An 18,257-nucleotide genomic window follows, 5' to 3' on the forward strand; every position below is an offset into this window, starting at 1 on the left:
CTTTGGATGATGGGAAAGGACCATTCCTGACGTTGAACGTGTGGAATGGTCCTTTCCCAACAACTACCCAGCGTCATTGGGACAGCGTCGTGCAGGTGAGCTTGGGCTCCGCCGGGGAGGAACCAGGGGAGCCCGCGACCAGGCCGAAGCTGGTGGAGGTGTTGGCGGCCAGCACCGCGTTCCACGACGCGTTGCGCACCACCAGCACCGAACCCTGCTGGGAGAAGGTGCCGTTCCACAGGCTCGTCACCCGCTGACCGCCGGGTAGTCGCCAGGTGACCTGCCAACCCGTGAGCTGCGAACTGGTCAGGTTGGTGATCGTCACCGCCGCCTGGTAGCCCGACGACCAACTGTTCATCACGTCGTAGCGAGCCGAGCACGCCCCACCGGTGGACACCGGATCGGCGGCGCTCGACGTGGTCGTAGGCGGGGCCGACACGACCACCGACGACGAGCCGGTCGACCGCGCCGGCGAGGCCACCGGGCGGACACCGAACTGCTGCGCGACCAGCAGACTGACCGCCACCACCGCGGCCACCACTGGCACCCCCAACGCCAGCCACCGACCCACCGGCGAACCCCGCCGCTGTTCCGGCAACGCCGGCATCCGCTGCGTGCCCGGCGGCACCGGCGCGGCCGGCGGAGGTGGCGAACCGGCCAGGACCTGCTCGAACCGGCTCGCCACCTCCGCCATCGTCGGACGCTTCTCCGGATCGCGCCCCAGCATCTCCACCAGCAGATCCGCCACGGCGCCGCCGCGCCTCGGCGGCGTGATCTCCCCGTAGGCGACCTGGTGCAGCAGCGCGATCGTGTTCTGGTCGATCCCGTACGGCGGCTTGCCCTCGAAAGCCGCGTACAGCGTCGAACCCAGCGAGAACACGTCCGACCGCGGGCTGCTCTCCGACCCGGTCGCCACCTCCGGCGCGAGGTAGGCCGGAGTGCCCGCGAGAATGCCCGCCGCGGTCACCGCCCCATCGTCGGACGCCCGCGCGATCCCGAAATCCGTGATCTTGGCCGTGCCGTCGTCGGCCAACAGGATGTTGTCCGGCTTCACGTCCCGGTGCACGATGCCCAGCTCATGGGCCGCGGCCAGCGCCGAGGCCACCTGGAAGCCGATCGTGGCCACCTCGGTTGGCTGCAGCACACCCTTGGTCTCCACGACCTCGGACAGGCTCTTCGAGGGCAGGTACTCCATCACCAGGCACGGCCGTCCGTCGTGCTCGACCACGTCGTGCACCGAGATCGCGTTGGGATGCTGCAGCCGCGCGGTGATCCGGCCCTCCCGCTTGGCCCGGTCCACCGCCTCCTGCTCCGAGGCGTCGTCGGGCGACAGCCCACGCACCACCACCAGCTTCAGCGCGACCACCCGGTCCAGCCGCTCGTCGCGCGCCCGCCAGACCGCGCCCATCGAGCCACGGCCGATGCACGACACCAAGCGGTAGCGCCCGTCGATCAACTCACCACTGTCCGGCACACCGCTTCCTACGCGGCGATCGGCAAACCGGATCAGTGAACCCGAAGCGGGCCTCGGACGTCTCCCTCACAGAGACCCATCACGCACGTCCGCTAGCATTCGCCCACCCCGACACCGACTGCGAGACGGCCGACCCCCCATGCCCGAGCACATGACGGTCCACCTGCCCGCACCACTGGCCCTGTTACGCCGTGGCCTCCAGCACCTGCTGGAGTCGACACTGGTCCCGCTCGGCCTGTTCTACATCGTGTTCACCCTCGTCGGCCTCCAGGGCGCGCTGTTCGCCGCCCTCGGCTGGTCGCTGGCGGCGCTCGCGCGCCGCGTCGTGCTGCGCAAGGAGATCCCCGCCGTGCTGTGGGTGACCACGGCACTGCTCTGCGTGCGCACGCTCATCGGCTACCTCACCGGCAGCGTCTTCCTCTACTTCCTGCAGCCGACCGTGCAGAACTTCGCCTTCGCCGCGATCCTGCTGGCCACCCTGCCGCTCAACCGGCCGCTGCTGGCCAAGCTGGCCGACGACTTCTGCGCGTTCCCCACCACCATCAGCGGCCACCCGCACGTGCAGCGCTTCTTCCGCCAGGTCTCGTTCCTGTGGGCGCTGGTGTTCATCACCAACGGCGTCACCACGCTGTGGGCCCTGGCCAGCGCCACCGTCGGCAACTTCCTGATGGTCAGCACCGCCGGCTCCTACAGCATGGTCGCCCTCGGCATCGCCGTGTCCCTGCTCTGGTTCCGCCGCCTGCTGAAGGCCCACGGCATCACGCTGCGCCTGGGCAACAAGACCGTCACCGCCTAGACCAGGCGCTTCTCGAACCAGTGATCCGCGTACGGCGAGTCGTTGAACGCCGGGATCTCGACATAACCATGGCGCGCGTACAACCGGCGCGCCTCGACCAGGTCCTTCCGCGTGTCCAGGCGGGCGGTCGTCAGGCCAAGGCCGACGGCCGCCCGTTCCAGTTCCGCCAGCAGCGCCGCGCCGCCACCTCGGCCCCGTAGCGACGGACGCAGGAACACCCGGGTCAGCTCGGCGATGCCGGGGGAGAGGACCCGGAAACCGCCGCAGCCGGCCAACTCGCCGTCGTAGGAGGCGGCCAGCAGCAGGCCGGTCGGCGGCACCAGGTCGTGGCTGGGCTCCTCGACCAGCACCTGGTCCACCACCTCGGGCGCCTGCGGCCGGCCCCAGTAGCGGTCGACGATCTCCGTGTAGTACTCCCGCAGCAGGCCGAGACCCACCGGCCCGTCCGGGTCCACCGCCTCGACTGTCCACGCCACGGCGGCATCCTGACCGATCTTCGTCCGTCGGACCAGCGGATTTCGCGCATGCCGTTGCCAGCATATTCCTCTACGGCTATATTCGCCGCCATGGACCCGACACTCGGCACCCACCACGACGGCCGCCCGGCCCTGCGCATCGAACGCCACCTCAAGCACCCGCCCGAGCTCGTCTGGCGCGCCATCACCGAACCCGAGCAGCTCAACGCCTGGTACCCGATGAAGGCGCTGTCCATCGACCTGCGGGTGGGCGGCCGCATCGAGTTCGACGGCATGCACGCCGTGGTCACCCAGCTCGACCCGCCCAAGGTCTTCGCCTTCTCCGAACACGCCCCGCCCCAGATGACCCGGGAGAGCGACGACCTCATCCACTTCGAGCTCACCGCCGACGGCTCCGGCTGCCGGCTCGTGTTCACCCACGTCTTCGACGACCGCCCCGCCGCCGCCAGCTACGCCAGCGGCTGGACCGTCTGCCTCAACGCCCTCGAAGCCCTCGTGCACGGCGACTCGGAATTCCGCATGGAACGGCCCTCCGACGCCCATCACGAGCAGCTCATCCACCAGTTCGGGCTGGACCAGGGGACCGTCTCCCGGATCGGCGACGGCTGGCAGGTGCGGTTCGAACGCCAGCTCACCCGGCCCGTCGACGTCGTCCAGGCGGCACTGGGGGAGTTGGACGCCGATCCCTCCGTGCACATCGAACTCTCCCAAGGCACCGGGCACGGCGCGCGGCTCGAACTCACCCGGACCATCGCCAGCGAAGCCGACGCCGACCTCTACGGCTGGCGGCAGCGCATCGAAGACCTGGTCCTCCGGATCACAGCCGGCTGAGCGCCGCCTCCAGGAACTCGTCCCGACGCGCGTTCAGGGTCGGCCCGTCCAGGTCGTCCCGACCCTGATCCGCGGCCACCGCCAGCCACGCCGACACGTCCGGCGGCGTGCTCAGGGACGCCACCACATCCCAATACGCCAGGTCCGGGGCCGAGCGACCGGCCTCGTCCTGCCAGCCGGCCAGCACCAGATCGGCCGCCTCCGCGCCGTACATCAGGTTGACCTCGCACCGCAGCTCGCCGAAGTCCACACCGGGATGGCCGACGCCGGCGCAGTCCCAGTCGACGACCGCCGTCAGCTCGCCGTCGTGCCACATCGTGTTGCCCTGCCACAGATCCCCATGCAGCAGAACGGTCGGATGCGGCGGCACACGACGCTCCCGGACGGCCTGTGCCGCCGCCAACAGCAGGGGAGAGGCGCCTTCACGCGCCCGCCACGCCTCGAAGTCCTCGCCCTCGATCGGACGGCGCCGGACCGGCAAATCCTTGGTGGGGGCCAACTCCACGGCATGGATCTTCGCCGCGGCGACACCGAGCGCGTGCAGTCGGGTCGGAGACGGTGTGCGCGGAATCTTGCTGGTACCGACAACCACCGACATCAACAGGCCCTGGTCGCCGAGGTCGAGCACCCGTGGCGCCGGCACGCCGTGCTCGGCGGCGGCCGTCAGCGCCGCGACCTCCGTGTCGAAGGGACCCCGGTCGTTGAGCACGGCCTGTCGGCCGTCGGCGAACGTCAACAGCCACGGCGAGCCGCCTTCGCGCAGACCCTCGCGCGAGACCACGTCGGATTCCGGCCACATGATCGCGAACCGTAGGGGAGAGCCCATACTGACGGCCAACCATTTCCACCCAGGGGAGTCGTCCCATCGACATCGTCACCAGGCTTCGTCATGCCGGCTGCGTCTTCGCCGAGGACGAGGCCGCGCTGTTGCTGGCAGCCGCCGCTTCGCCCGCCGAGCTGGAGTCCATGGTGGACAGACGCGTCGGGGGAGAGCCATTGGAGTACATCGTCGGCTGGGCCGAGTTCCGCGGCCTCCGCATCGCCGTCGAGCCCGGCGTGTTCGTCCCGCGCCGCCGGACCGAGTTCATGGTGGAGCGGGCGTCGGCGCTGGTGTCACCCGGCGGGGTGATCGTCGACCTGTGCTGCGGCACCGGGGCGATCGGCGTTGCCGTAGCGACCGATATGTCCGAATTCGAGTTGTACGCGGGGGAGATCGACCCAGCAGCCGTCCGCTGCGCCCGCCGTAATGTCGAGCCGGTTGGCGGACAGGTGTTCCAGGGCGATCTGTACGACGCCTTGCCGGCGGAGATCCGCGGCCGGGTCGACGTGCTGCTGGTGAACGCCCCGTACGTGCCGACCGACGAGATCGGGATGATGCCGCCCGAGGCACGTGAGCATGAGGCCCGGGTGGCCCTGGACGGCGGCTCGGACGGCCTGGATCTGCATCGCCGAGTCGCCGCCGACGCCTCAGCGTGGCTCAGGCCCGGCGGACACGTGCTCATCGAGACCAGCGTTCGCCAGGCGGCCTCCACAGCGCGTTTGCTCACCGCCGCCGGCCTGACCGCCGGGGTAGCGCACTCAGAAGACGTCGACGGCACGATCGCGGTGGGCCGCCGCCCGGTCAGCTCCGCCTACGACGGGGACCCGTCAGAGCACTGAGGTCGATCGTGACCTCATGGCCGCCAACGACGCCGGTGTAGGTGCCGGTGATCGGTGACGTGAAGTGGTACTGACCGGTGTCGTCGAGGGTGTAGACGGTCAGACTGTGCGGGTTCTCCTGGAGGTCGATCACCCAAGTGGTCGGGATGCCGTTGGCCGCGTATTCGGCGGGCTTCTTGATGTAGTCACGAGCAGCCGACTCGCCGGGCGACACGATCTCGACAGCGAGCAGAATCTCGTCGCCACGCACGCGCACCTGGTCACCGACCTCCGACGAGCACACCACGAGGTCTGGAATCCGCCGAGGCGACGGGCCGGTCAGTTCGGCCTCGAACTCCACCATCGCTTCCAGCTCATCTGGCAGCTGTTCGTCCAGGCAGTTCGCCAGGCGACGGGCCGCTTTGATGTGCGGGCCAGCAAGGCGGATCATCACGAGCAGTCGACCGTCCTCGATCTCCAAGCGGTGCGAGCTGTCGGTAGGCAGCCCGTCGAATTCCTCGATGCTGATCGGCAGGCCCTCACGCGCGAGTCCTGAGCTCACTGGGCACGCTCCGATCGGTTGGGTCAACGGGGACGCCCTCAGCATGCCGCAACTCTGACGACAGGACTGAGCCGAATGGCCTAGCGGGTGATCTTTGACGCCGGAGGAGGGTCAAGATCACTACTACTTAACATAATGTAGATTATCGGCCTTATGTCTCACGGCGTCTCAGCCTGGACTGAAGGCGTCTGAAACGGCCGCCTGGGCGTCAGATTCGCCCGTACGGACAACCTGCTCCGTGGCGTGTGCGCCGACGGCTGTCGTCGGCGTGATGGCGTCCGGGACAGGCCGGACGGGTCGACAGGGCGCTCAGTGGCGGTGTGAGCACGGCAGATCCCCCAGGAGAGACCGCCGAGTAGCCCGCCCTAGGCAAGCGGACTTTTCATGCATAATGGCGATTATGCAGCAAAACGGACAGTGAACGGTCCAGTGTAGATCAGCGGACCCAGGGGAGTCACGCATGTCGGACGAGGCCGCCGTGACACCTTCGCCGCACTGGATGGACGGGAGCGAGGAGCGACTGCTTGGACCACTCCCCGGCTCGCGGTATCGCCCCACTGCCCCGCCCTGGACGAGCGCAGCGGTCGGACCTGCTCGCCGAGGCCGGCTCCCCCGTGCCGCTTCCCTGGACGCCCATGGCCCGGGCTGACACGACCGGCGGGAAGAACTCCAAGATCACCATCGTGCGCGCAAAACTGTCAGAGGTGTGCTGTACAAGATCCACATGAGGCTTGTGGACGCGCAGCAGGCGTTCTTCGCGGCCCGGCGGCCGCGCAAGGACTCGCCGCACACGACCGACGCCTACCGGCGCGACCTGGCGGGGATCACGGCGCTGCTGGTGGAGGAGATCGGCGGCGAGCCGGAGATGCTGCTGGTGGAGGACCTGACGGCGCAGTCGTTGCGGACAGCGTTCGGCGCGTTCGCGGACACCCACGCCAAGTCCTCGGTGCTGCGGGCCTGGTCGACCTGGAACCAGTTCCTGACCTTCTGCGTGGCCGACGGCCTGCTGCCGGGCAACCCGATCGGCGCGGTGGCCCGCCCGCGCACCCCTCCCCTGTCACCCAAGCCGTTGCGCGGCGAGGACACGCCGGAGCAGCTGCTGAAGGCGGCGGCGCACGGCGACCGCAAGGCCCGGGACCCGTGGCCGGAGCGGGACGTGCTGGTGATCGCACTGGGCCTGCTGGCCGGTCTGCGCAGCGCGGAGATGCGCACTCTCACGGTGAACTCCCTGGTGGGGCGGCCGGGTGAGATGCGGCTGCACGTCCACGGCAAGGGCAGCCGGGACCGGTCGATCCCGGTGGAGCCGTCGATGGAGAAGGTGATCGACGCCTACCTGGCGTCGTGCCGGACCCGGTTCCCACAGGAACGGTTCGGGCGCGGCGCTCCCCTGCTGCGGGACCGTTCGGGCGGGGCGATCGGTCGCGGGGCGCTGGAGTACCTGGTGAAGTCGTGTTACCGGTGGGCGGGTCTGCACGACCGGGTGCCGGTGGGAGCGAGTCTGCACGCGCTGCGCCACACCTTCGCGACGCGGTTGGCCGAGGACGGGGCGACGGCGTCGGAGATCATGGCTCTGCTGGGCCACGCGAGCCTGGCCACGAGCCAGAACTACATCGAGGCCACCGGTCGGGAGCAGCGGGCGGCGGTGGCGAGCAACCGGACGTACCGTGCGCTCGAGGATGTCGAGACTCCCCCGTCGGCGTCGACCCCATCGTGAGTCGACACCGTGTGACACGAGGAGGAGCGAGTGAAGTACCTGCTGATGATCTACATGAACGACGAGACGTGGGCCGGGCTGTCGGCGGCGGAGCGGGACGCGGTGATGGCCGGGCACGACGAGTTCCAGCGGATCACCCGGGAGACCGGGGAGCTGTTGAACACCCACGCGCTGGGCTCGCCGTCGACGACCGCGGTGGTGCGGGTGCGGGACGGGGAGCCGGTGGTGACCGACGGCCCTTTTCTGGAGGCGAAGGAGTATCTGGCGGGGTATTACCTGATGGACTGTGAGTCGCGCGAGCGGGCGGTGGAGTTGGCGGGGATGATTCCGGACGCCCGGTACAGCGCGACGGAGGTGTGGCCGGTCATGTTCTCGTCGGGGGTGGATGTGTGAGTGGTGAGGTCGAGGGCCTGCTGCGCGAGTTGGCGCCGCAGGTCCTGGCCGCGTTGACGCGGCGGCACGGGCAGTTCGACGCGTGTGAGGACGCCGTGCAGGAGGCGTTGCTGGCGGCGTCGCAGCAGTGGCCGGCGGAGGGTGTGCCGGACAACCCCCGTGGCTGGCTGTTGACGGTGGGATCGCGGCGGCTGGCGGACGTGTGGCGCAGTGAGAGCGCGCGGCGGCGGCGTGAGGAGGCGGTGTTCGCCACCGAGGTCGAAGACGCGGAGGTGCCGGCGAAGGACGACACGTTGACGTTGTTGTTCCTGTGCTGCCATCCGGAGTTGACGGCGGCGTCGCAGGTGGCGTTGACGGTGCGGGCGGTGGGCGGGTTGACCACGGCTCAGGTGGCGCGGGCGTTCCTGGTGCCGGAGGCGACGATGGCCCAGCGGATCTCGCGGGCCAAGCAGAAGATCAAGAAGGCTGGGGCGCAGTTCTCGATGCCGCCGGAGGGTGAGCGGGACGAGCGGCTGCGGGCAGTGCTGCACGTGCTGTACCTGATCTTCAACGAGGGCTACACGGCCACCGCCGGGGACCAGTTGTTGCAGGGTGAGCTGACCGGTGAGGCGATCCGGCTGACGCGGGCCGTGCGCACGCTGCTGCCCGATGACGGCGAGGTGGCGGGTCTGTTGTCGTTGATGTTGCTGACGGAGTCGCGGCGGGCGGCGCGGTCGCGGCCGGACGGGTCGTTGGTGCCGTTGGCCGAGCAGGATCGGTCGTCGTGGGATGCGGCGGCGATCGCCGAGGGTGTGAAGCTGGTCAGCGAGGCCTTGTCCACTTCCCGGTTGGGGCCGTTCCAGTTGCAGGCGGCGATCGCGGCGGTGCATGCGGAGGCGCCGTCGTCGGAGGAGACGGACTGGGCGGAGATCGTCGGCCTGTACGGGTTGTTGGCGCGGATGGCGCCGAATCCGATGGTGACGTTGAACCACGCGGTGGCGGTGGCGATGGTGCGCGGGCCGCGGGCGGGGTTGGCGATGTTGGCCGAGCTGGAGGGTGACGAGCGGGTGTCGGAGCATCACCGGGTGGCGGCGGTGCGGGCGCATCTGCTGGAGATGGACGGGGATGCGGTCGGGGCGCGGGAGTCGTATCTGGCGGCGGCGCGGTTGACGTTGAGCATGCCGGAGCAGCGTTATCTGCTGGCGAGGGCCGACCGCCTCTCTTGACAGGATCTTCGCCCGGGTCGCGGACGCGTTGGAGAAGCTGACCGTGGCGCTCGACGGGCTATGACGGGCGGGTGGCGCGGTCGAAGGTGTCGGCGAACTCGCGGCCGGCCAGGGTGGCGTCGATGTCGGGGTTGTGCACGAGGCCGGTGACCATGGCGTCGATGCCACCGATGATGGTGACGGCCATGGCTTCGACGTGGAACGGGCCGAACTCCCCCGCCGCCTGGCCCTCGCGCAGGTGGTTGGCGAACAGGGTGACGCGTTCGTCGACGAACTGGGGCCTGGTGGGGGCGTTGCGGGCGATCTCGATGATGGTCTTGACGTGGTCGGGGTGCGCGCGGACGAGTTCCATGTTGGATTCGAGGCGGACCCGGAGCTTGGCGGCGTAGCCGGTGACCGCCTCCATGCGTGGGCTGATGTAGTTGTACGCGACGGTGGTGGCCTCGGTGAGCACTTCGCGGATGAGGTCGTCCTTGTTTGCGAAGTGGTAGGAGATCATGCCCGTGCTGGACAGGCCGGCCTGCTTGGCGATGCGGGTGAAGGAGGCGGCGGCGTAGCCGTGCTCGGCGATCACGGCGATGGCCGCGGCGACGATCTGGGCGCGGCGGGCGCTCTCGGTGAAGGTCCTCCCCTTCGCGGCGTTTGCAGGCATGAGCAATATTTAGCACGAGTGAGCTAGGAGGTGCCGTTGGAGGCGTTCGTGCGGGAGCACACGACAGCCCGGGCGACCCGGTTCGTGCCGGAGATCACGCTGCGGATGGCCGAGGACGTGACGCCGCTGTGGGAGCTGACCGGCGGGTCGGAGCCGCCGTTCTGGGCTTTCCCGTGGGCCGGTGGGCAGGGTGTGGCCCGGTATGTGCTGGACAATCCCGCGTCGGTTGCTGGGAAGCGGGTGTTCGACCTGGCGTGTGGGTCGGGGCTGGTGGCGATCGCCGCCGCGCTGGCCGGGGCGTCGGCGGTGACGGCGTGCGATGTGGACGAGTTGGCGTTGGTGGCCGCCGGGATCAACGCCGCCGCCAACGACATCGTGCTGACCCCGCTGGTGGCCGACGTCCTGGCGACCACGGTCGATGCCGAGGTGGTGTTGGCCGGGGATGTGTTCTACGACCAGGACATGGCCGCCGCGATGCTGCCCTTCCTGCACCGGGCCGCCGCCAATGGCTCGTTGGTGCTGGTCGGCGATCCGAGCCGGCCGTACCTGCCCAAGGACCAGTTCGACCTGCTCGCCCGCTACGACGTGCCGGTGCCGCGGTCGTTGGAGGGTGTGACCGTGTTGGCGACGTCGGTGTGGCGGCCTAGGTGACCGGGCCGGTGCGGACGAAGCTGAGCGAGGCCAGCAGCCGCTCCGAGGGTGTGTTGCCGTCGGTGACGCCGGCGAACACGGCCGTGCCGGGCAGCGCCTCCAGCGAGGCGGCGACGACTGCGGCGCCGAGTCCGCGGCCCTTCCAGGCCGGATCGGTGATCACGTAGGCGATCATGGTCGACCCGTTGCGCCCGAGGGCGACCAGCGAGGCGGCGACCGGCCGGTCGTCGGCCCCGACTGCGACGACGCTCGCGTGGGCCATCGCCCGCCGTCGCCAGTCAGCGATCTCCACCGCCCCGTCGTCCACCCGCCGTGCCGGTACGGGGCCGGGTTCGCGGCGGTACAGGCTTCGGTTCACGCTTCCATCGTGGCGGCGGTGTCGAGCGGTATTGCCCCGCCACGGCTTAGGGTCTAGATCATGGCTGTTGCGACCAACCAGGCGGTGGACCGCGCCGCGCTCACGGAGTTCCTGCGCACGCGGCACCGGGCGATCATCATCACCACGCGGGCCGACGGCAGCCCGCAGTCCTCGCCGGTGACGTGCGGGGTGGACGGGCAGGGCCGGATCGTGGTGTCGACCTATCCGGAGCGGGCCAAGGTCCGCAACGCGCGGCGGGACCCCCGGGTGTCGTTCTGCGTGCTGTCGGACGAGTGGGACGGCCCGTACGTGCACGTGGAGGGGCGGGCCGAGGTGCTGGACCTGCCGGAGGCGCTGGAGCCGCTGGTGGAGTACTTCCGGGGCATCTCCGGCGAGCACCCGGACTGGGACGAGTACCGGGCGGCGATGGCGAAGCAGGGCAAGTGCCTGATCCGGGTGGAGCCGACCCGGTGGGGCCCGGTGTCCACCGGCGGTTTCCCGGCGCGGCTGGCCTAGGTAGTTCTGCGCTGTCTCCCCTCCCCTGTCCTGTCGATCCTTGACGGTGACACGGGGAGGGGTGGTGGCGATGCGCCCGATCTGGGCGGTGGGAGTGTCGGTCGCCGCGGTGGCGGCGTTCTGGTGGCTGCGCTGGGTGGTCGACGGCTGGGACGTCATGCTCCTGATCGTCGGTGTCCAGCAGCTGGCGCAGTTGGTGCCGGTGGTGATGGCGCTGTGCTTGCTGGGGCGGGAGCGGTTGGGGCGGTGGACGTCGGTCTGCTTCGTCGTGCAGGCGGGGCTGTTGGCGTTGGAGAGCCTGGTGATGACGGCGAACGTGCCGGATGGCGCGAACCCGGAGTGGCCGCCGGTGGTGGTGTTGTTGGGGCTGCGGTCGGTGTCGAGCCAGACTGTCGGCGGCCTGGCGTTGGTGTCGGTGGCGGCGTTCGCGTTGTGGCTGCTGCTCATTCCGGTGACGGGCGTGTGCGCGTGGTGGTTCGAGCGAAAGCCGGTGGGGGCGGGCGCCCGGTGAGGGGGCACCCGCCCCGGGGTCGGGCTAGCGGCGGGCGACCGCCAGCAGGCGGTGGCTGCCGAGGCGGAAGTCGCCCCGGTCGGTGTCGGCGTAGCGGTCGACGTGCCGGTAGCCGGCGGCGATGAGCATGCGGGTGAGCTCGGCGGCGGTGTAGACGTGCTGGACGGCGGTCGCCTGCTGGGTGCGCTCCCCCTGGGTGAAGGTGAAGGCGGTCAGCAGGCGGGCCTCGGCCACGTCGTAGGTGTTGTCGGCGATCATGTCGACGCCGCCGGCGGTCATGCGCAGCTCTCCCGGCAGGTTGGGCAGGATCGCCTCGGCCGAGCAGCCGTAGTCGACGACGAGCGTGGGTGCGGCCCCGGCGAGGTCGGCCAGGAACCGCTGGTTGGCGGTGTGGTCGAGGTAGCCGAAGCTGTTGCCCAGGCAGATCGCCAGGTCGGCGGTCAGGCCCAGCGAAGCCAGGTCCTGGATGTCGGCCCCGATCCAGGTGACGTCGGACCTGGCGTCGCGGGCGTGGCCGAGGGCCTCGGTGGAGATGTCGAGGCCGGTGACGCGGTAGCCGCGCCGGGCCAGGTCGAGGCTGTGTCGGCCGCTGCCGCACGGCACGTCCAGCACCCGGGCGCCGGGGGCCAGGTCGGCGACGTCGAGGACGAAGTCGATCTCGGCGGTGGTCTGCTCAGGTGTGACGGCCCCGCGCCAGAAGGCGTTGGCGAGGTCGGTGAAGAAATCCGTGTACCACGGCAAGGTGAGAACTCCTGGTGAGTGCGAAGAAACGGTTCGCAGAAGTCACCGGGCAGGCTCTGGCGCACGCCCGGTGGGTCCGGGGGTGCCCATGGCATCGACCTTGTCTGTGTGGACGTTCAAGTTCGGACGAATCATACCTTGAGTGCTACACGGCGGCCCAGGCGCCGCCCCACCCGATGGGGTCCTCCAGCAGGGTGCAGACGGCGCCGAAGGGGTCGGCGACGGCGGCGATGACGCCGGTGGGGACCTCGCGGGGGTCGATGAGCACGGTGCCGCCGCCCTCGACCGCGGTGTCGGTGACGAGCTTGATGTCGGTGGCGGCGAGGTAGCACATCCAGGTGGCGCCGACGTCGGTGGCGGTGGCCTCGTCGACGAGCAGCCGGCTGGCGACGGAGCGGGCGGCGGAGCCGTCGTCGGGGGCGTCGAACAGGGCGAACGGTTTGATGTCGGAGCCCTCCCCCGGGGCCCGCAGGGTCCAGCCGAGGTGCTGGGCCCAGTAGTCGTCGGTGGTGTCGGCGGTCATCAGCTCCACCCAGCACGGTTCGCCGTGCCGGGGCGGCGGGGCCCACGGGCCGTGGCGGACGCGGCCGGGGTCGAGGGTGGCGGTGACGCCGGCCGGGTCGGCCAGCAGCGCGGTGGGGCGGCCGCCGAGCACGAGGTGCCAGCCGGGGGTCTCCCAGTCCGCCGGCCGCCGGATCAGGGCGGCCAGCCGGTCGCCGACCCAGCAGCGCAGGGTGCCGTCGTCGGCGGGCATGACGATCCAGCCGAACAGCCGGCGGTAGTACTCGGCCGACCCGGCCGGATCGTTGCTGCGCAGCTCCACGCGGCGCAGCCCCTTGACGGGGACGTCCTCGGACACGGGGCGTGGACCCTCTCTCGGGTGCGTGGCGGCGAACCGGATGGAGGTCTAGGAACGACCATCCTCTGCCGTGGGCAGTTGGTCGGACAATGCCCCATCCGGCCGCTTCAGCACGCTGCCCAGGGGTTTCGGCTTGCCGAGGTGGAAACCCTGGCCGACCGAGACGCCGAGCTTGGACAGCATCTCGACCTGGGCCGGGCGTTCCACCCATTCGGCGACCACCGAGAGGTCGAAGCCGCGGGCGATCTCCAGGATGCCGGAGACCAGCACCGCGTCGCGGGTGCCGGAGTCGATGCCGCGGACGAACTCGCCGTCGATCTTGAGGCCGGTGATGGGCAGGTGCTTGAGGTGCACGAAGGAGCCGAAGCCGGCGCCGAAGTCGTCCAGGGCGATGCGGCAGCCGGTGGCGCGGACCTGGTGGGCGAGGCTGCGGGCGGCGTCGAGGTTGGTGACGGCCGCGGTCTCGGTGATCTCGAAGCCGAGCCGGCCGGGCGCGACGCCGGAGGAGGCGAGGCGGTCCAGCACGAAGTCGGCGAAGTCCTCGTCCTCCAGGGTTCGCCCGGAGACGTTGACGTCGAAGCGGAGGTTGGGGTCGGGGTGGGCGACCAGCGTGTCGATGGCCTTGCCGAACACCCAGCGGTCGATCTCCAGCACCAGGTCGCTGCGTTCGGCCGCGGGCAGGAAGTCGGCCGGGCCCAGCAGCGGGAGCTGGCCGTCCTCCAGGCGCAACAGCAGCTCGTAGCCGAGGGTACGGCCCGAGGATAGGGCGACGATGGGCATGGCGTGCAGGGCCAGGTCGCCGTGTTCCAGCGCCTTGCGCAGCCGGTCCTGCACGGACACGCGCTTGGCGGTGTCGGCGTAGTGGCCGGGGTCGTAGACGGTGACCCGGTTGCGGCCGGCCGCCTTGGACGCGTACAGCGCGAGGTCGGCGTTGGCCAGCACGGCCTCCCAGCCCTCGCCGGAGGTGAAGCCGGCGACACCGGTGCTGACGGTCATGCGGGTGGTGGCCCCGCCGGCGACCAGGGGCAGGCCGGCAACGGCGTCGCGCAGCCGGCCGGCGACCTCGGCGGCGTCCTGTTCCTCGCAGCCGGGCAGCACGACAGCGAACTCGTCGCCGCCGAGCCGGCCGAGCAGCTGGCCGGGGTCGAGGCGTTCGCGCAGGGCCGCGGCCATGGTGCGCATCAGGCGGTCGCCGACGGCGTGCCCGCGCAGGTCGTTGACGTCCTTGAAGTTGTCCAGGTCGAGCAGCAGCAGGGAGCCGGTGCCGCCGGTGGCCAGGTGCCGTTCCAGCTCACGGGTCAGCGCGCGGCGGTTGGGCAGGCCGGTGAGGGGGTCCTCCTCGGCGAGCTGGCGCAGCTCGTCCTGCAGGCGGCGGTCCTGGGTGACGTCGTGGCAGGTGCCCATCATGCGGACGGGGGTGCCGTCCTCGTCGCAGATGACCTCGCCGAAGCACTCGAAGTAGCGCTGGGTGTCGTTGCCGACGAACATGCGGTGGGAGTAGGTGAACCGGTCGCCGGTGGCCCGGGCCACGGCCAGCGCGGTCTCGATCATCTCCCGGTCGTCGGGGTGCACGCGGGCCATGTAGCCGGCGTAGTCGAGTTCGGTGCCGGGTTCGAGGCCGAACATCTCCAGCAGGGCGTCCGACCACAGCACGCGGTCGGTGGTGATGTCCCACTCCCAGTTGCCCATGCGGCCCAGCACCTGGGCCCGGCGCAGGGCGTTGGCCTGTTGGGTGGCCTCCAGCTCGCGGTCGCGCCACGAGGTGATGTCCATGATCCGGTAGAGCAGCCGCTCGCCGCCGGGCAGCGGGGTGCAGCTGATCTCCAGCCACCGGTGCTCGCCGTCGACCGGGCCGGCGGCCTGCACCACCAGCCCGGGTTGCGGGCTCTCCGGCGCGCCCGGCACCAGGGCCGGCAGCGACCGCCCCAGCGCCTGGTCGGCGGGCACGCCGATGAGCGTGCCCAGCGCCGGGTTCGCCCAGCTCAGTTTGCCGTGCAGGTCCGTGACCCCGAATCCGACGTCCGCCCAGCGCAGGACGTGGTTGTGCACGGCGCCGTGGTCCGCCACCAGCTCCTCCTTGCCACCCGGCGCCATAGTTGTCGGTTTACCGGCCACTGGGCAAGCCCGTGCCGGTCACCGAAGGCGTTCCAACCCGGTGGCGGTGCCCAGCAGTGCCCGCGCCATCGAGTGCAGTTCGTCCGGTTGCGCGCCGTCGGCGGCCGCGGTCGCGATGTCCTCGGCGGCGCAGCGCAGCTGGAACAGCCGGTCCTGGAGGTTGGCCAGCTCGGTGCTGGACAGCACCACGGCGTCCTCGGGCAGGCCGCCGCGCTGCACGGCGCTGCGCCGCTCGTAGGCGCGTTGCCGGCAGGTCTGCGCGCAGTACTGGCGGCGTCGGCCGTACTGGCCGTCCGCAGGCAGCCGTTGGCCGCACCAGGCGCAGTGCCGGGCCGCCTCCCGTCGCCGGGTGCTGGTGGTGACCTCCATGGCCGCGGAGGTTATCCGTACATCTGATGGTCATCGAAAGCGCCACGCCGCTACGGCGGACTGGGCTGACAGACTGGGCCCTGTGCGAAGTGGACATCCCTACCTGGCCGACGGCCCGCATCCGCGCGCGCTGGCGCACCGGGGCTGGCACGTCGGCGAGCTGGCCGGCATGGAGAACTCGATGAGCGCGTTCCGGCGGGCGGTCGAGGAGGGCTACCGGTACATCGAGACGGACGTGCAGGCCACCACGGATGGGGTGGTCGTGGTGCAGCACGACGACGTGCTGGACCGGACCACCGACCGGCAGGGGGTGATCGCCAAGCTGCCGTGGTCGGAGGTGGGCCAGGCCAACGTGGGCGGGCGGGAGCCGATTCCGACGCTGGAGGCGGTGCTGGAGGAACTGCCGACGGCGCTGCTCAACGTAGACGTGAAGGCCGACAACGCCGCTGGTCCGGTGCTGCGGGTGCTGGAGCGGTGCAACGCGTGGGACCGGGTGTGTCTGGCGTCGTTCTCCGACGCGCGGCTGGCCCGGCTGCGGAAGGCGGCGGGGCCGAAGCTGGTGACGTCGATGGGTCCGGGGACGGTGGCGGCGCTGTGGGCGTCGGGGCGGTGGCCGTGGCTGGGCACGGCCCGGTTCGTGCGGGGCCAGATGGCGCAGGTGCCCGAGCAGCAGGGGCCGCTGCGGGTGGTGGATCACCGGTTCGTGGCGGCCGCGCACCAGCGGGGGCTGGAGGTGCACGTGTGGACCGTCGACGAGGAGCCCGAGATGCGGCAGCTGCTCGACATCGGCGTGGACGGCATCGTCACCGACCGTCCGGACGTGTTGCGGGACGTGTTGAAGTCGCGCGGTGAATGGGCCGTCTAGCTGGGGGCACGTCACAAGTTGACAACCCGCGTCGCCGTGTCGCCATGATCACAAGTACTGTCCGGCCACACCCGACGAGCGACGCCGGAAGGCAGCGATGACACAGGCCCCCACCCAGGCCGCCGGCGACCCGGCGATCAAGCGGCTCCGGTTCGGTTGGTACAGCTACGGCTGGTCGGCACAGGTGTTCGAGACCACGGTGCTGGCCGTGTTCATGAGCCGCTACCTGCCGTTCGTGGCGGGCAAGGCGGTCGGTGAGAGCGGCCGGCTGCACATCCTGGGCATCCCGATCGCGCCGGGCTCGCTGTTCACCTACACGGTGTCGCTGGGCTCGGTGCTGCTGATCGTGCTGATGCCGATCGTCGGGGCGTTCGCCGACCGGACCGGGCGCAAGCGGCAGATGCTGTTCGCGTTCGCCTACCTGGGCGCGCTGGCCTGTGCGGCGATGGTGTTCGTGGGCATCACCGACTGGGTGCTGGGCTCGGTGCTGTTCATGGTGGCGTTCCTGACGTACAAGTGCGCGCGGGTGGTCTACAACTCACTGCTGCCGGACCTGGCTGGTTCGGACGAGCGGGACGCGGTGTCCTCGGTCGGCTGGGCCGCCGGCTATCTGGGCGGCGGCGTGCTGCTGGCGCTGAACTTCGTCGCCTCGTTCTTCATCGCGGACAGCTCGGTGCTGGCCCGGCTGTCGCTGTGCAGCGCGGGTGTGTGGTGGGCGGCGTTCATGATCGTGCCGGCGGTGATCCTGCGGAAGATGCCGATGTCGGCCGACGCCCACGCGCCGAAGGCCGGCTCGGCGTTCACGGCGGGCTTCAAGGAGCTGGGCGACACGCTCAGGCATCTGCGGCTGTACCCGTGGACGTTGCTGTTCCTGCTGGCCTACCTCGTCTACTACGACGGCATCGCGACCACCACGACGCTGGCCGCCGACTACGGGCAGAACGAGCTGGGGCTCACGGACAACATCCTGCTCTCGGCGATCCTGCTGGTGCAGTTCGCCTCGTTCGGCGGGGTGCTGCTGCTGGGCAGGCTGTCCGAGCGGTGGGGCGCCAAGCGGGTCGTGGTGTGGTCGCTGGTGGTGTGGTCGGTGCTGATCACGCTGGCGTACTTCCTGCAGGCCGGGCAGCCGGTGCAGTTCTACCTGCTGGCCGTCGGGATCTCGCTGGTGCTGGGTGGCAGCCAGGCGTTGTCCCGGTCGATGTTCGCCAGCATGATCCCGACCGGCAAGGAGGCGGAGTACTTCAGCCTGTTCGAGATCTCCAGCTCCGGCACCTCGGCGCTGGGGCCACTGGTGTTCGGGCTGGTGCTGCAGAACACCGGCAGCTACCGGTCGGCGATCTTCTCGCTGATCGCCTTCTTCGTGCTCGGGCTGATCCTGCTGCTGCTGGTCAACGTGCGCAAGGCGATCACCGCGGCCGGCAACGAGCTGCCCGCCACCCTCCGCCGTGAGCGATAACATATTGAACGTTCAAAATCAATTCTCTTGTTGTGTGATGTCTGTGACAGTTCTAGGCTGAGACAGTTCTGTCCG

The 18,257-nt window shown here is 70.3% G+C and carries 20 protein-coding genes and 1 pseudogene; 11 read left to right on the top strand and 10 right to left on the bottom strand.

The window, feature by feature from the left end; genetic code table 11:
- Positions 1-73 precede the first annotated feature (73 nt).
- On the bottom strand, positions 74-1,474 hold the full coding sequence (locus tag JJ691_RS13235) for a protein kinase domain-containing protein (protein ID WP_211769068.1): 1,401 nt from the start codon (positions 1,472-1,474) through the stop codon (positions 74-76).
- A gap of 151 nt (positions 1,475-1,625) precedes the next feature.
- Between JJ691_RS13235 and JJ691_RS13240 the strand changes: the two genes are divergently transcribed.
- On the top strand, positions 1,626-2,270 hold the full coding sequence (locus JJ691_RS13240) for a septation protein IspZ (protein WP_249227885.1): 645 nt from the start codon (positions 1,626-1,628) through the stop codon (positions 2,268-2,270).
- Here JJ691_RS13240 and JJ691_RS13245 read toward each other — a convergent pair.
- A complete protein-coding gene (locus JJ691_RS13245) occupies positions 2,267-2,746 on the bottom strand; it encodes a GNAT family N-acetyltransferase (protein ID WP_211769070.1) in 480 nt (159 codons plus the stop codon). The genes JJ691_RS13240 and JJ691_RS13245 overlap by 4 nt on opposite strands.
- Before the next feature lie 90 nt (positions 2,747-2,836).
- Here JJ691_RS13245 and JJ691_RS13250 point away from each other — a divergent pair, with 90 nt between their 5' ends.
- Positions 2,837-3,577, top strand: a complete 741-nt coding sequence (locus tag JJ691_RS13250; RefSeq protein WP_211769071.1) for an SRPBCC family protein — start codon at positions 2,837-2,839, stop codon at positions 3,575-3,577.
- Here the strand turns inward: JJ691_RS13250 and JJ691_RS13255 are convergent.
- Positions 3,564-4,376, bottom strand: a complete 813-nt coding sequence (locus JJ691_RS13255; protein WP_211769072.1) for a phosphotransferase family protein — start codon at positions 4,374-4,376, stop codon at positions 3,564-3,566. The two genes, JJ691_RS13250 and JJ691_RS13255, sit on opposite strands and share 14 nt — an antisense overlap.
- 65 nt (positions 4,377-4,441) lie before the next feature.
- On the opposite strand from JJ691_RS13255, the gene JJ691_RS13260 reads away from it, so the two are divergent.
- Entirely contained in the window at positions 4,442-5,236 is a 795-nt protein-coding gene (locus JJ691_RS13260; RefSeq protein WP_211771447.1) for a putative protein N(5)-glutamine methyltransferase, read from the top strand.
- Here the strand turns inward: JJ691_RS13260 and JJ691_RS13265 are convergent.
- Positions 5,199-5,777: a Uma2 family endonuclease gene (locus JJ691_RS13265; protein WP_211769073.1), complete on the bottom strand. Its 579-nt coding sequence runs from the start codon at positions 5,775-5,777 to the stop codon at positions 5,199-5,201. The two genes, JJ691_RS13260 and JJ691_RS13265, sit on opposite strands and share 38 nt — an antisense overlap.
- Before the next feature lie 706 nt (positions 5,778-6,483).
- On the opposite strand from JJ691_RS13265, the gene JJ691_RS13270 reads away from it, so the two are divergent.
- Genes JJ691_RS13270 through JJ691_RS13280 form a run of 3 tightly spaced genes read left to right on the top strand, consistent with a single transcriptional unit; the run spans position 6,484 to position 9,089 of the window.
- Entirely contained in the window at positions 6,484-7,491 is a 1,008-nt protein-coding gene (locus JJ691_RS13270) for a tyrosine-type recombinase/integrase (protein WP_211769074.1), read from the top strand.
- Positions 7,492-7,521: 30 nt separating this feature from the next.
- Positions 7,522-7,884: a YciI family protein gene (locus JJ691_RS13275; RefSeq protein ID WP_211769075.1), complete on the top strand. Its 363-nt coding sequence runs from the start codon at positions 7,522-7,524 to the stop codon at positions 7,882-7,884.
- Positions 7,881-9,089 (top strand): RNA polymerase sigma factor, encoded by a 1,209-nt coding sequence (locus JJ691_RS13280; protein ID WP_211769076.1) that lies wholly within the window; start codon positions 7,881-7,883, stop codon positions 9,087-9,089. Before JJ691_RS13275 ends, JJ691_RS13280 begins: the two co-directional genes overlap by 4 nt.
- A 58-nt stretch (positions 9,090-9,147) precedes the next feature.
- Here the strand turns inward: JJ691_RS13280 and JJ691_RS13285 are convergent, their stop codons facing one another.
- Positions 9,148-9,741, bottom strand: a complete 594-nt coding sequence (locus JJ691_RS13285) for a TetR/AcrR family transcriptional regulator (RefSeq protein WP_211769077.1) — start codon at positions 9,739-9,741, stop codon at positions 9,148-9,150.
- 30 nt (positions 9,742-9,771) lie between these two features.
- Between JJ691_RS13285 and JJ691_RS13290 the strand changes: the two genes are divergently transcribed.
- Positions 9,772-10,392 carry a class I SAM-dependent methyltransferase gene (locus JJ691_RS13290; protein WP_442912725.1) on the top strand — a complete coding sequence of 207 codons (621 nt, stop codon included), beginning with the start codon at positions 9,772-9,774 and terminating at the stop codon, positions 10,390-10,392.
- Here the strand turns inward: JJ691_RS13290 and JJ691_RS13295 are convergent.
- Positions 10,385-10,750, bottom strand: coding sequence for a GNAT family N-acetyltransferase (locus JJ691_RS13295; RefSeq protein ID WP_211769078.1), 366 nt, complete (start codon positions 10,748-10,750; stop codon positions 10,385-10,387). The two genes, JJ691_RS13290 and JJ691_RS13295, sit on opposite strands and share 8 nt — an antisense overlap.
- Positions 10,751-10,810: 60 nt before the next feature.
- On the opposite strand from JJ691_RS13295, the gene JJ691_RS13300 reads away from it, so the two are divergent.
- Both JJ691_RS13300 and JJ691_RS13305 read left to right on the top strand, forming a co-directional pair.
- On the top strand, positions 10,811-11,266 hold the full coding sequence (locus JJ691_RS13300; protein ID WP_211769079.1) for a PPOX class F420-dependent oxidoreductase: 456 nt from the start codon (positions 10,811-10,813) through the stop codon (positions 11,264-11,266).
- 70 nt (positions 11,267-11,336) lie between these two features.
- Positions 11,337-11,777, top strand: coding sequence for a hypothetical protein (locus JJ691_RS13305; RefSeq protein ID WP_211769080.1), 441 nt, complete (start codon positions 11,337-11,339; stop codon positions 11,775-11,777).
- A gap of 24 nt (positions 11,778-11,801) precedes the next feature.
- On the opposite strand, the gene JJ691_RS13310 is transcribed toward JJ691_RS13305, so the two are convergent.
- The 4 genes from JJ691_RS13310 to JJ691_RS13325 all read right to left on the bottom strand — a co-directional run bounded on the left by JJ691_RS13310 (position 11,802) and on the right by JJ691_RS13325 (position 15,861).
- Positions 11,802-12,518 (bottom strand): class I SAM-dependent methyltransferase, encoded by a 717-nt coding sequence (locus JJ691_RS13310; protein ID WP_249227887.1) that lies wholly within the window; start codon positions 12,516-12,518, stop codon positions 11,802-11,804.
- A gap of 145 nt (positions 12,519-12,663) precedes the next feature.
- Positions 12,664-13,377, bottom strand: coding sequence for a VOC family protein (locus JJ691_RS13315; RefSeq protein WP_211769081.1), 714 nt, complete (start codon positions 13,375-13,377; stop codon positions 12,664-12,666).
- Positions 13,378-13,425: 48 nt separating this feature from the next.
- Entirely contained in the window at positions 13,426-15,444 is a 2,019-nt protein-coding gene (locus JJ691_RS13320; protein WP_249227888.1) for a putative bifunctional diguanylate cyclase/phosphodiesterase, read from the bottom strand.
- Positions 15,445-15,510: 66 nt separating this feature from the next.
- On the bottom strand, positions 15,511-15,861 hold the full coding sequence (locus JJ691_RS13325; protein ID WP_211769083.1) for a hypothetical protein: 351 nt from the start codon (positions 15,859-15,861) through the stop codon (positions 15,511-15,513).
- Between the two features lie 82 nt (positions 15,862-15,943).
- Between JJ691_RS13325 and JJ691_RS13330 the strand changes: the two genes are divergently transcribed.
- Both JJ691_RS13330 and JJ691_RS13335 read left to right on the top strand, forming a co-directional pair.
- Positions 15,944-16,726: a glycerophosphodiester phosphodiesterase gene (locus JJ691_RS13330; RefSeq protein ID WP_211769084.1), complete on the top strand. Its 783-nt coding sequence runs from the start codon at positions 15,944-15,946 to the stop codon at positions 16,724-16,726.
- Between the two features lie 82 nt (positions 16,727-16,808).
- Positions 16,809-18,182: pseudogene (locus JJ691_RS13335) on the top strand (MFS transporter); the annotation flags it as partial.
- Between the last annotated feature and the right edge of the window lie 75 nt (positions 18,183-18,257).

Source organism: Kutzneria sp. CA-103260, assembly GCF_018263855.1.
In the GTDB taxonomy this organism is placed as follows: domain Bacteria; phylum Actinomycetota; class Actinomycetes; order Mycobacteriales; family Pseudonocardiaceae; genus Kutzneria.